The organism is Streptomyces sp. NPDC094034 (genome assembly GCF_040303865.1).
In the GTDB taxonomy this organism is placed as follows: Bacteria; Actinomycetota; Actinomycetes; order Streptomycetales; family Streptomycetaceae; genus Streptomyces.
On the sequence record NZ_JBEOUD010000015.1, the window covers coordinates 99,021 to 111,002 of the forward strand.

At 69.8% G+C, this 11,982-nt stretch carries 9 protein-coding genes; 3 read left to right on the forward strand and 6 right to left on the reverse strand.

The annotated features are described in order from the left end of the window. Window positions 1–289 precede the first annotated feature (289 nt). Entirely contained in the window at window positions 290–1,468 is a 1,179-nt protein-coding gene (locus ABTZ59_RS16280; protein ID WP_351396927.1) for a Cmx/CmrA family chloramphenicol efflux MFS transporter, read from the forward strand. 7 nt (window positions 1,469–1,475) lie between these two features. Here the strand turns inward: ABTZ59_RS16280 and ABTZ59_RS16285 are convergent, their stop codons facing one another. From ABTZ59_RS16285 to ABTZ59_RS16295, 3 genes are read right to left on the reverse strand one after another with little or no spacing between them, the layout of a single operon-like run. Continuing rightward, window positions 1,476–2,225 (reverse strand): succinate dehydrogenase/fumarate reductase iron-sulfur subunit, encoded by a 750-nt coding sequence (locus ABTZ59_RS16285; RefSeq protein WP_351396930.1) that lies wholly within the window; start codon window positions 2,223–2,225, stop codon window positions 1,476–1,478. Continuing rightward, window positions 2,222–4,213, reverse strand: a complete 1,992-nt coding sequence (locus tag ABTZ59_RS16290) for a fumarate reductase/succinate dehydrogenase flavoprotein subunit (protein ID WP_351396933.1) — start codon at window positions 4,211–4,213, stop codon at window positions 2,222–2,224. Before ABTZ59_RS16290 ends, ABTZ59_RS16285 begins: the two co-directional genes overlap by 4 nt. A gap of 1 nt (window position 4,214) precedes the next feature. After that, on the reverse strand, window positions 4,215–4,925 hold the full coding sequence (locus ABTZ59_RS16295; protein WP_351396936.1) for a succinate dehydrogenase: 711 nt from the start codon (window positions 4,923–4,925) through the stop codon (window positions 4,215–4,217). A gap of 92 nt (window positions 4,926–5,017) precedes the next feature. On the opposite strand from ABTZ59_RS16295, the gene ABTZ59_RS16300 reads away from it, so the two are divergent. Beyond that, a complete protein-coding gene (locus ABTZ59_RS16300; protein WP_351396939.1) occupies window positions 5,018–5,959 on the forward strand; it encodes a LysR family transcriptional regulator in 942 nt (313 codons plus the stop codon). A gap of 30 nt (window positions 5,960–5,989) precedes the next feature. On the opposite strand, the gene ABTZ59_RS16305 is transcribed toward ABTZ59_RS16300, so the two are convergent. From ABTZ59_RS16305 to ABTZ59_RS16315, 3 genes are all read right to left on the reverse strand, one after another. Then, window positions 5,990–8,155, reverse strand: a complete 2,166-nt coding sequence (locus ABTZ59_RS16305) for a putative bifunctional diguanylate cyclase/phosphodiesterase (RefSeq protein WP_503002960.1) — start codon at window positions 8,153–8,155, stop codon at window positions 5,990–5,992. 2 nt (window positions 8,156–8,157) lie between these two features. Continuing rightward, complete coding sequence (locus ABTZ59_RS16310) at window positions 8,158–8,970, reverse strand: SAM-dependent methyltransferase (protein WP_351396945.1); 813 nt, start codon at window positions 8,968–8,970, stop codon at window positions 8,158–8,160. Between the two features lie 209 nt (window positions 8,971–9,179). Beyond that, entirely contained in the window at window positions 9,180–10,145 is a 966-nt protein-coding gene (locus ABTZ59_RS16315) for an SCO0930 family lipoprotein (protein WP_351396948.1), read from the reverse strand. Window positions 10,146–11,075: 930 nt separating this feature from the next. Between ABTZ59_RS16315 and ABTZ59_RS16320 the strand changes: the two genes are divergently transcribed. Beyond that, window positions 11,076–11,840, forward strand: coding sequence for a bestrophin-like domain (locus ABTZ59_RS16320; RefSeq protein WP_351396951.1), 765 nt, complete (start codon window positions 11,076–11,078; stop codon window positions 11,838–11,840). The last annotated feature ends 142 nt before the right edge of the window (window positions 11,841–11,982 follow it).

Genomic DNA, 11,982 nt, shown 5'->3' on the forward strand with positions numbered 1-11,982 from the left:
CGTCAAGACTCTAGCCACCGGTCGTCCGGTGGCCTGCTCGCGTTGTCGTGCCGACAAGCTCGGCGGCCCAAGGGGCCGTTGGCGCTCTCGGCCGCTGCCCGCTGCCATCGGATCACCGTAGTACGGACTGTGTTCGGCCCCGACCGGGCGTCACCTCCCTGACGCCGGGGGCCCTTCGCGCGGTGGTCACCGCGTCCCGCGACCCACCGCCGCCCTGTCGGCGTCTTCGCCGACCGCCTTGTCGATCCATTCGGTCACACGATCCACCGTGTGGTTGCGGAGTTCTGTTATGCCATTCGCTCTTCACCTCCTCGGACTGGCGGTCTTCGCCATGGGGACGTCCGAGTTCATGCTGTCCGGCCTCGGGCCGGACATCGCACACGATCTGGGGGTGTCCATCCCGGCGGCGGGGTCGCTCACCTCCGCGTTCGCCGTGGGGATGGTCATCGGCGCGCCGCTGATGGCGATGCTCAGTCTGCGCTGGTCGCGCCGGCACGCGCTGCTGATCTTCCTGCTCACGTTCCTGGCCGTCCATGTCGTCGGCGCCGTCACCACCAGTTACGGGGTCCTGCTGGTCACCCGGGTCATCGGGGCCCTGGCCAACGCCGGGTTCCTCGCGGTGGCGCTGGTGACCGCCACCGGCATGGTCGAGCCGAACGCCAAGGGCCGCGCCACCTCCGCGCTGCTCGGCGGTGTCACCATCGCCTGCGTCGCGGGCGTGCCCGGCGGCGCGCTGCTCGGTCAACTGTGGGGCTGGCGCGCGGCGTTCTGGGCGGTGGCGATCGTGTCCTTGCCCGCCGTCGTCGCGATCCTGCGGGCGGTGCCGAGCGGCGGCGGCGCTCGGACGAGCGCACGCCGGGAGCTGCGCGCCCTGCGCGAGCCCCGGTTGCTGGTGATCCTCCTGCTGGGCGCCCTGGTGAACGGCGCGACGTTCTGTACGTTCACCTATCTCGCACCGCTCCTGACCGAGGTGGCCGGACTCGAATCCGCCTGGGTGCCCGCCCTGTTGGCGCTCTTCGGGCTGGGTTCGTTCGCCGGGGTCACCATCAGCGGCCGGCTCGCCGACGTACGGCCCGTCCCGCTGCTGGTCGCCGGCGGCGTGGCACTGCTCGCCGGCTGGGCGCTCTTCGCGCTGACGGCCGGCAACCCGGTGGTGGCGGGCGCGTTCGTCTTCGTCCAGGGGACGCTTTCGTTCGCCGTCGGCGCCACACTGATCTCACGGGTGCTGTACGCGGCGACCGCGGCGCCGACCCTGGCCGGCGGGCTCGCCACGGCCGCGTTCAACGTGGGCGGCGCGATCGGGCCGTGGGCCGGGGGTGTCGCGATCGGCGCCGGACTCGGCTTCCGCGCGCCGCTGTGGGTCAGCGCGCTGCTGGTGGCCCTCGCCCTCGCCACCGCCGGCGTCGCCCACGGAGTGCGGCGCCGGACGGCGAACGAGCGCGAGGAGGTACCCACGCCGACCTTGTGACGAAGCGTCAGGAGCGTGCGACCTTACGGGTGGCCCGCAGCCACTCCTTGTTCATCGCCGCGATGGACGGCAGCGGGATGCCCTTCGGGCAGGCGGTGGCACACTCACCCGCGAGGGTGCAGCCGCCGAAGCCCTCCTCGTCCATGGTCGCGACCATGTCGAGGACCCGGGTCTCACGCTCCGGCGCGCCCTGTGGCAGGACATTGAGATGATTGATCTTGGCCGAGGTGAAGAGCATCGCCGAGCCGTTGGGGCAGGCCGCCACGCAGGCGCCGCAGCCGATGCACTCCGCGTGTTCGAAGGCGAGGTCGGCGTCGGGTTTGGGGACCGGTGTGGCGTGTGCCTCGGGCGCCGCGCCGGTGGGGGCGGTGATGTAGCCGCCGGCCCCGATGATCCGGTCGAAGGCGGACCGGTCCACCACCAGGTCCTTGACCACCGGGAAGGCCCCGGCCCGCCAGGGCTCGACATCGATGGTGTCGCCGTCGTTGAAATGCCGCATATGAAGCTGGCACGTGGTGGTGCGCTCGGGACCGTGGGCGTCGCCGTTGATGACCACCCCGCACGCGCCGCAGATGCCCTCGCGGCAGTCGTGGTCGAAGGCGACCGGCTCGTCGCCCTTGAGGATCAGCTCCTCGTTGAGGGTGTCCAGCATCTCCAGGAACGACATGTCCTCGGAGATGCCGTCGATGCCATAGGTGACCATGGCGCCGGGGGCGTCGGCGTCCGGCTGTCGCCAGACGCGCAGGGTGAGCCTCATGCGTAGCTCCGCTGGGTGGGGTGGACGTACTCGAAGACGAGGTCTTCCTTGTGCAGGACGGGCGCGGTGCCGGTGCCGGTGCTGTGCTCGCCCGGGCGAGCCCCGGACCCCTGGTATTCCCAGGCGGCCACGTACGAGAACTCCTCGTCGCGGCGGGCTGCCTCACCGCCCTCGGTCTGTGACTCCTCGCGGAAGTGGCCGCCGCAGGACTCGGCGCGGTGCAGGGCGTCGAGGCACATCAGCTCGGCCAGTTCCAGATAGTCGACGATGCGATTGGCCTTCTCCAGCGACTGGTTGAGCTGCTCGCCGGTGCCCGGCACCTTGATCCGGCGCCAGAACTCCTCGCGAATCTGGGGGATCCGGTCGAGCACCTTGCGCAGCCCCTCTTCGGTGCGGGCCATACCGCAGTGTTCCCAGAGGAGTTCGCCGATCTCCTTGTGGAAGGAGTCGGGCGTACGGTCGCCGTCGACGGCGAGCAGCAGCCGCAGCCGGTCCTCGGTGTCGGCGAGCGCCTCGGCCACCTCGGGGTGCGAGTCGTCGAGTTCGTCGTGGTGCGGGTTGCGGGCGAGATAGTCGTTGATGGTGGACGGGAGGACGAAGTAGCCGTCGGCCAGGCCCTGCATGAGCGCGGAAGCGCCGAGCCGGTTGGCGCCATGGTCGGAGAAGTTGGCCTCGCCGATCGCGAACAGCCCCGGCACGGTGGTCTGGAGGTCGTAGTCGACCCAGAGCCCGCCCATCGTGTAGTGGATCGCCGGATAGATCCGCATGGGTACCTCGTACGGGTTCTCGGCGGTGATCCGCTCGTACATCTCGAAGAGGTTGCCGTACTTCTCCTCGACCGCCTTGCGGCCGAGCCGGGCGATGGCGTCGGCGAAGTCCAGATAGACGCCCTGTCCGCCGGGGCCGACCCCGCGCCCTTGGTCACAGACGTTCTTCGCGGCCCGTGAGGCGATGTCGCGCGGGACGAGATTGCCGAAGGACGGGTAGATCCGCTCCAGGTAGTAGTCGCGCTCGTCCTCGGGGATCTCGGCCGGGGGCCGCTGGTCACCACGCGCCTTCGGCACCCAGATGCGGCCGTCGTTGCGCAGCGACTCACTCATCAGCGTCAGCTTGGACTGGTGGTCGCCCGAGCGCGGAATGCAGGTGGGGTGGATCTGGGTGAAGCACGGGTTGGCGAAGTAGGCGCCGCGCCGGTGCGCCCGCCAGACAGCGGTGGCGTTGCTGTTCTTGGCGTTGGTGGAGAGATAGAAGACATTGCCGTAGCCACCGGAGGCGAGGACGACGGCGTCCGCGAAGTAGGAGGAGATCGCGCCGGTGATCAGATCGCGGGCGACGATGCCCCTGGCCCGTCCGTCGATCACGAGCAGATCGAGCATCTCGGTGCGCGGGTGCATCTCGACGGCGCCCGCCGCGATCTGCCGGGACAGTGCCTGGTAGGCGCCGAGCAGCAGTTGCTGGCCCGTCTGGCCGCGGGCGTAGAACGTACGGGAGACCTGGACGCCGCCGAAGGAGCGGGTGTCGAGGAGCCCGCCGTACTCCCGGGCGAAGGGCACGCCCTGGGCGACACACTGGTCGATGATCTCGACGGAGACCTCGGCGAGCCGGTGGACATTGGACTCGCGGGCCCGGAAGTCGCCGCCCTTGACGGTGTCGTAGAAGAGCCGCTGGATGGAGTCGCCGTCGTTGCGGTAGTTCTTGGCGGCGTTGATGCCGCCCTGCGCGGCGATGGAGTGGGCGCGGCGGGGTGAGTCCTGGTAGCAGAACTGGACGACGTGGTAGCCCTGTTCGGCGAGGGTGGCTCCGGCGGCGCCGCCCGCGAGGCCCGTGCCGACGACGATCACGGTGTGCTTGCGCCGGTTGGCGGGGTTGACGAGCTTCGCCTCGAAGCGGCGCCGGTTCCAGCGCTCGGCGACGGGTCCGTCCGGCGCCTTGGTGTCCGCGATCGGCTCACCGACGGTGTAATCGGCGTAGTTGGTGGGTTCGTTCATGTCAGCTCACCACTCCGGTCATCACGGCGACGGGCACGGCGACGAATCCCGCGGTCAGCGCCAGCGCCAGCAGATTGGCCGTGCCCTTGAGGGCACGTTCGCGGGTGGCGTTGCCCGCGCCGAGGGTCTGTGCGGCGCTCCAGAAGCCGTGCCGGACATGGAGTCCGAGGGCGAGCACCGCGGCGATGTAGAAGACGTTCCCGTACCAGGTGGAGAAGGTGCCCACGACGTTCTGATAGGGGTGGCCGGCCTGGAAGCCGCCGGGGTGAAGCGTGCCGGTGGTCAGATCGAGGATGTGCCAGACGATGAACAGGGCGAGGATGATCCCGCCCCAGCGCATGGTGCGGGTGGCGTAGCCGGCGCGGGCCCGCTTGTGTACGTACTTGCTCGGGCGGGCGGCGAGGTCACGGCGGCTGAGCTGGTAGGCGCAGACCGCGTGCAGGACGACGGCCACGACGAGGACGACGCGGAGGATCCAGAGCGCCCACTCGTAGTGCAGAATCGGTTCGCCTATGGTCCGCAGCCAGTGCGCGTAGCCGTTGAACTCCGGCGGTCCGAAGAAGATCTTGAGATTGCCGAGCATGTGCGCGACCAGATAGCCGAGCATGATCAGGCCGCTCACGGCCATGACCGTCTTTTTTCCGATCGTCGATCCCCAGAGGGTGCGGGTCATGGACGGCCGTTGGTCCGTCCCCCGCGTTGCCAGCGCCATGGACAGCACGCTAGGCCCCGGGGCGCCCAGAGGTCCAAGACATGGTCCGGCTGAACTCCATAGCCTCTGCCTATCGTGCGACCCTGGCCCTTATGCAGTTCCAGCAGCTTCTCTACTTCGTGGCCGTCGCCGAGACCCGGCACTTCACCCGTGCCGCGGAACGCGTCCATGTCTCACAGCCGTCCCTCTCCCAGCAGATCAGGGCGCTGGAGAAGGAGCTGGGGGCCGAGCTGTTCAGCCGCGCCCGCGGCAATGTCGCCCTCACCGACGCGGGCGAGGCGCTGCTGCCGCTCGCCCGGCGCATCCTCGCCGACGCCGAGACCGCGCGGGTGGAGGTACAGGAACTGGTCCAGCTGCGGCGCGGCCGGGTCAGGCTGGGGGCACCGCCGAGCCTGTGCACCGGGCTGCTCCCCGACGTCCTGCGGGCCTTCCACGATCTGCACCCGGGTATCGAGCTGCTGATCGAGGAGAGCGGCTCGCACGATCTCGTACGGGAGCTGGCGCGCGGCGCGCTGGACCTCGCCCTGGTGGTGATGCCCCTGCCGGCCGCGTCGCCCGCGCTGACCACGGTCGAGCTGCTGCACGAGGATCTGGTCGTGGTGTCGTCGGCCACCGCCCCGGCCCCGCGGCGGCCGGTCAGGATCGCCGATCTGGAGGGCGAACCGCTGGTGATGTTCCGGCACGGCTACGACCTGCGCGAGCTGACCGTGGCCGCCTGCCGGGCCGAGGGGTTCGAGCCGTCGTTCACCGTGGAGGGCGGTGAGATGGACGCTGTCCTCGGTTTCGTACGGGCCGGTCTGGGCGTGGCGGTCGTACCGAGCATGGTGGCGGCGCGGACGCGCGATCTGAGGGTCACCGCCCTGGCCAGGCCCGGGCTGCGCCGTACGATCGCCCTCGCCCACCGCAGCGATGTCGCCCCGCCGCGCGCCGCCAGGGAACTGCAGAGGGTGCTGCTCTCCACCAGGACCGCGGCCCCGAACGGAACCAGGACCGCGGGCGGGAGGACCGGCGGGAGCGCGTCGGACAGGACCTAGACGGACAGACGCCTCTGGACGGCGTCCACCTCAGACGGCGTCCGCGAGCGCGAGCGTGTGCAGCTGCTCGGGCGGCCCCGGTCTGGCGTAGTACCAGCCCTGGGCGGTGTCGCAGCCCAGCCGGCGCAAATGCTCCGCCTGCGCCCCGGTCTCCACGCCCTCCACCGTCACGGCCAGCTCCAGGCTGTGCGCGAGCGCGACGATCCCCTCGACGATCTTCAGATCGACCGGGTCCGCCGGATGCTGCTGCATGCCCTGGGTGAAGGAACGGTCCAGTTTCAGGACGCTCACCGGCAGCCTGCGCAGATTGGCCAGGTTCGAGTAGCCGGTGCCGAAGTCGTCGAGCGCGATGTCCACGCCCATCTCGGCGAGCTGGCGCAGCGGCTTGAGCAGATCCTCGTCCGCGCCGATCAGCGCGGACTCGGTGACCTCCAGGCACAGTGCGCCCGGCGGGAGGCCGATCCGCTCAAGCACCTCCACCGTGTCGGCGACGAGCCCGGGGTGGTGCAGCTGGGTCGGCGAGAGATTCACATTGATCCGCAGCGGTCCGCCGAGCGCGCCCTCGGGCAGCTGGCGCTGCCAGAACATGGCCTGCCGTACGGACTGTTCGAGCACCCAGCGGCCGAGCGGGACGATCAGCCCGGTGTGCTCGGCGAGCGGGATGAACCGGTCGGGTCCCAGCACGCCGTGCTGCGGGTGGGACCAGCGCACCAGCGCCTCCGCGCCGTGCACCGTCCCGTCGTCCAGATGCACCAGCGGCTGGTACTCGATGAAGAACTCACCGCGCTCCAGGGCCGCGGGCAGCGCCGTCGTCAGTCCATGCCGGGTGATGGCGCGGGCGTCGGCCTCCGGGTCGGCCACCTCGTAACGGTTGCCGCCCGCGGCCTTGGCCCGGTACATGGTGATGTCCGCGCTGCGCAGCACCTCCGCGGGGCTCCGCCCGGCGGAGGGCCCCTCGACGATGCCGATACTGCCCCGGACCGTGAACTCCCGTCCGTCGAGCCGGATCGGAGTGGCCAGTACATGGAGGATCCGGGAGGCGAGATCGGCCACGCCCTGCTGGGTGTCGGGCCCGGTGGTCAGCGCCACGAACTCGTCGCCGCCCAGCCTGGCCACCATCTCGCCCGGCGCGGTGACACAGCTCTGGAGCCGGTCCGCGACCTCGACCAGCAGCCGGTCGCCCGACGAGTGGCCCAGGCTGTCGTTGATCGCCTTGAAGCCGTCGAGATCGAGATAGCAGAGGCCGAAGCGCGCGCCGCCGCCCGCCAGGAGCGTCTTCTCCAGACGCTCGAAGAACAGCGTCCGGTTGGGCAGTCCGGTCAGCGCGTCGTGCGTGGCCTCGTACCGCAGCCGCAGATTGAGCAGCCGCCGCTCGGTGGTGTCCTCCATCAGCGCCAGCTGGTACTGCGGAGCCCCCTCGGCGTCCCGGAGCAGCGAGAGGGTCAGATTGGTCCAGAGCACCGTGCCGTCATTGCGGTAGAACGGCTTCTCGACCCGGAAGTGCTCGCGCTCGCCGCGCACCAACTCGTCGTAGAGGCGCCAGACATGGGGCGCGTCCTCGGGGTGGACCCACTCGCTCACATTGCGGCTGCGGACATGGTGTTCGAGTCCGCCGAACATCTGGGTGAGGGTGTCATTGACCTCCAGCACATTGCCTTCGAGATCGGCGATGCCGATGCCGATGGCCGCGCCCTCGAACACCGCGTGGAAGCGTGCCTGTGTGGCGTGCAGCGCGTCCTGGGCGTCATTGCGCGCGGCGAGCGCCGAGCGCGCGATGGCCTCCTGCTCGCTCAGGGTGCGCTCGCGCAGCGCCTGGGCGAAGCCGACGGCGAGGGAGTGCTGGAGACGGGCGCAGCGGGCGCGGTTGTCCTCCGCGGTCAGCTCCTGCGTACCGCAGTACAGCACCAGATAGGAGTCGATGACGCCGAGCGTACGGCCGAGGGCCTCGGGGTCGGTGCAGTGCGCCGCCACCAGGGCGGCCCCGACGCTTGTGGCGGGCGCGGTGTCGAAGGGGTGCGCGTGCAGCGCCTCCCGCAACTCCCGGGCCAGCGGCAGCAGATGCGTCTCGAATTCGGGGCGCGTCACAGACGTGGCCGTCGCCGGGAAGACCGCGCGGCTCCAGATCGTCGCGAAGCGTCTGAGTCTGTCTTCCAAGCCGTCCGGTTCACTCTCGGCTGCTGTCGACTGCGGAGGCATCGTCACGCTTTGCGTCCCACTCCGCCGAACCCCGAGAAGGCGTACGGGTCCTCCTGGTCGGCGGGGCCCTCGGGCCGCCAGTGCGGCATCGACACCAGACCGGGCTCGACCATCTCGAAGCCGTCGAAGAACCGGGCCGTCTGCTCGCGTGTCCGCATGACCAGGGGGTTACGGATGTCCTTGTAGACGGCGACCGCGGCGCCCGTCCGCTCCTGCGGGAGCGGCACACCGTCGTAGGAGGCATGGGTGAGGACGAGCAGACTGCCGGGCGCGAGCGCGTCGCGCAGTTCGGCCACCGCGCCGTACGGGTCGTCCGTGTCCTCCAGGAAGTGCAGGACGAAGACGAGCAGCAGCGCCACGGGCCGCTCCAGATCCAACAGCCCGCGCAGCTCGGGGCTCTTGAGGATCTGGCCGGGCTCGCGGAGATCGGCGCTCACGATGGCAGCGTTGTCGTCGCCGTCGAGAACGGCCTGGCTGTGGGCGACGGCGACCGGATCGTGATCGACATAGAGCACCCGGGCGTCGGGGTTGCCGGCCTGGGCGACCTCATGGACATTTCCGTAGGTCGGAATGCCGGATCCGATGTCGAGGAACTGTGTGATGCCCTCGTCCACCGCGAATTTCACCGCGCGACGCATGAACGCGCGGTTCGTCTTCATGATCGTCGGAAGCCCCGGCATGAACCCCATTGCCTTGCGGGCCGCTTCCCTGTCCACCTCGAAATTGTGCGAACCGCCCAGATAGTAGTCGTAAATGCGGGAAACGCTCGGCATCGATATGTCGATGCCCTGCGGTGCCCAGGCGGGACGCTCCATCGATGTCTCCAACAAGTCGCCACGGGATGCGGCCAAGGTACACGGCCGGTTGTTCGAGCCGAGGCTACTGATCGCCCGCCAAGAGAGCGAGCCCAAACGGAAATTAGCGATCCGTTCTTGGTCACACGCCGCTGGCACGTGCGACCGGTCCGCCGCCGCACCGAACGGTGCGGCGGCGGACCGATGGGCCTCTGATGTCGGAGTGGGGACTACTTGGGCGCGCCGACCAGCTTGGAATCCGGGGAAACCGCGAACCAGCTGCCACCAACGCCCTGACCATTGGTATCTCCGGGCTTTGTGTCGCCCGCGAAGGTGTAGATCGGCCAGCAGTCGATGCTCTGCTGCTTGATTCCGTCGGGCCTGTCGAAGGTCACGAAGCCCTTCTTGATGATCCCCTCGGTGTCATTCTTCTCGACGGGAGCGACGACCGGCCACTTCTCCAGACAGGCCCCGACGCAGGCCGACTTCATCGGCCAGGCGGAGTCCTTCGTGAACCGATAGACCGTCATTCCCTTCGAATCCACCACAATGTCACCGAGTTTGGGGTCCTTGCGTACCGAAAGCCCGGGAAGATCGGCGGGGGTCGCGTCGGAGCCGGCACCGGCCACCGCGGCCTTCTTGCCGTCGGGCGCCGAGGCGAACCACGTGCCGCCCACGCCCTGGCCGTTGGCGTCGCCGGGACTGGTGTCCTTGGCGTACCGGTACATCGGCCAGCCGGCGACGGTGAGCTGCTTGGTGCCGTCGGCGCGGGTGATCTCGCCGAGCAGTGTGGGGTCGGTGCCCGCCGCGGCCTTGGCATCACCTGCGGCCACCACCGGCCAGGCCTTCACGCAGTCGCCCTCGCAGTTCGACTTGGGCGGGCTCGCCGTGTCCTTGTCGAAGCGGTAGAGCGTGAACCCCTCGCTGTCGGTGAGCACCTCGCCGAGCTTCTTGCTGTCCCACACGGCGAGTTGACCGGCCGGCTTGGCCGCCGCGGCGCCCGTCGCGCCCGTATCCGACCCATAGCCGCCCTCCGAGCCGTATCCGCTGCCGGAGCCGTATCCGGCGTCGGCCGGCTTGGCGGCGCCGACGGACTGGCCGTTGGTGTTCGTCCCTTGGTCCTGACCGCACGCCGTCGTCAGGGCCAGTACGGCCACCGCGGTCACCGCGAGCGAGGCGTTCCGCCAGGTTTTCATGTCAACTCCCGTTATCTGTAGGCCAGTTGAGGCGCCTGGTTGCGCTGCTCATGGTCCTAAGTACGCGCCGGGGACGGCCTCGCGTTCAACGCGGAGAGAAAAAACTTCCGTAGCGCAAGTCATCGACGCCACATCCCCCTATTCGGGGGAATTCGAGCAACTTCCCGCGTGCCGGGGCCGGATGGGGAACAAACTCCTGGCCGTGTATGGATCACTCGTCGGACGGCTGCTCGCGGCCGCCGCACTCATATCCCTGTCGGCACTCCCGCTGCCCGCTCTGGCCGGCGGCTGTGCCCACGCGTCCCTCGGATCGGGTGGTCCCGGCGGCCCGGGAGGAGCCGTCGCCGTAGCGGGCAGCGGCCACTGCCGGCCGACCCCCACACCGACCCCTCCCCCGCCGCCCGAGCCACCACCGAAGCCATCGAAACCCCCCAAGCCCTGCAAGCCACCCAAGCCACCCAAGCCGACCAAGCCACCCAAGCCATCGAAACCACCCAAGCCATCGAAACCACCAAAACCCCCGAAACCGCCGCGGCCACCCAAGCCCACCCCTCCCCCGCCACCGACACCTCCGGCACCGCCGCCCCCTTCTCCCCGGCCGTCACCGCCCGCGCCGCCGCCGGCCCCCAGCGTCGCACCGGCACCACCCCCGCCGGTCGCCCGGACGCCCCTCAGGCAGCCCCGGCCCACACCGCCGCCCGCGCCGCCGCCCGCGCCCAAGCCACCGGCCCCGAGTCCCACGCGGCCTTCACCCGCCCCGTCAGCGGCTCCCACGCCGTCCTCGGTGGCACTGCCCGTCTATCGGAAGGCGACCCGTGATCGGCCGAGGAGCGGCCCTTCTCCCGTGCTGCTGATGCTCCTGATCACGGCCCCGGCCGTGCTCGCCGTAGCCGTCCTGCGTCCCCGCTCCCGCTGACACACGGAGATCTCATGTCGGAATGGCTCGTTCTGAGCATCGCGATGGCCGCCGCCTGCGCGGTCGTCCTGACCATCGTCGTCATCAACAGCCGCCGCGTCCGCGAGGACGACGACACCTCGAAGACCCCCGACGTCATGGATTACATGACGATGATGATCGGCGTGATCTACGCGATCGTGCTGGGTCTCGCGATCGCCGGTGTCTGGGAGGGCCGCAGCGCGGCGCAGGAGACCGTGCGCCAGGAGGCCCAGGCGCTGCACGAGATCCAGCAGCGGGTCCAGGTCTACCCCGCGGAGGTACGCGACCGGATCCGCGCCGACGTCGACGCCTATGTCACCTATGTCGTCCGCACCGAATGGCCGCACATGTCCGAGCACGAGGCTCTCAGCGCGAAGGGCACCCAGCTCTTCGACCGGATCCGCACGGATGTCAGCCAGTACGCGCCCCGAACCGATCTGGAGGGACAGGCCTACCAGCCGTTGGTCGACCAAGTGGCCGCCGCCGACGACGCCCGGGGCTCGCGGGGACAGAACGCGGGCGCCACCATGCCGGGGGTCGTCTGGTTCGGTCTCATCATCGGCGCCGTGGTCACGGTGGGGCTGATCTTCGTCCTGCAGATCCGCCGTACCTTCCGGGAACTGCTGCTGGCGGGGCTGTTCAGTGTGCTGATCTCCTTCCTGCTCTTCCTCATCTGGGACTTCGACGCTCCTTACGGCCGCGGGATCAGCGCGACCGCGGCCCCCTTCCTCGATCTGTTTCCGCGGATCGGATCCTGAGCGAGGACCGGATTCCGAGTGGGGTCGGACGTCCGCCGCCCGGGGGACACCCGTGCCCCATTCGCCCGTCAGCGATCGCGGCTGTGATAAGGCGCTCCTAGCGTTTCCGGCATCGAGGTGCATTCCCTGCCTTATGTGGAAA

Bases quoted from the DNA above. Each gene is read 5' to 3' on its own strand.
- ABTZ59_RS16280 (WP_351396927.1), top strand. From the start codon at position 290: ATGCCATTCGCTCTTCACCTCCTCGGACTGGCGGTCTTCGCCATGGGG.
- ABTZ59_RS16285 (WP_351396930.1), bottom strand. From the start codon at position 2,225: ATGAGGCTCACCCTGCGCGTCTGGCGACAGCCGGACGCCGACGCCCCC.
- ABTZ59_RS16290 (WP_351396933.1), bottom strand. From the start codon at position 4,213: ATGAACGAACCCACCAACTACGCCGATTACACCGTCGGTGAGCCGATC.
- ABTZ59_RS16295 (WP_351396936.1), bottom strand. From the start codon at position 4,925: ATGGCGCTGGCAACGCGGGGGACGGACCAACGGCCGTCCATGACCCGC.
- ABTZ59_RS16300 (WP_351396939.1), top strand. From the start codon at position 5,018: ATGCAGTTCCAGCAGCTTCTCTACTTCGTGGCCGTCGCCGAGACCCGG.
- ABTZ59_RS16305 (WP_503002960.1), bottom strand. From the start codon at position 8,155: ATGCCTCCGCAGTCGACAGCAGCCGAGAGTGAACCGGACGGCTTGGAA.
- ABTZ59_RS16310 (WP_351396945.1), bottom strand. From the start codon at position 8,970: ATGGAGCGTCCCGCCTGGGCACCGCAGGGCATCGACATATCGATGCCG.
- ABTZ59_RS16315 (WP_351396948.1), bottom strand. From the start codon at position 10,145: ATGAAAACCTGGCGGAACGCCTCGCTCGCGGTGACCGCGGTGGCCGTA.
- ABTZ59_RS16320 (WP_351396951.1), top strand. From the start codon at position 11,076: ATGTCGGAATGGCTCGTTCTGAGCATCGCGATGGCCGCCGCCTGCGCG.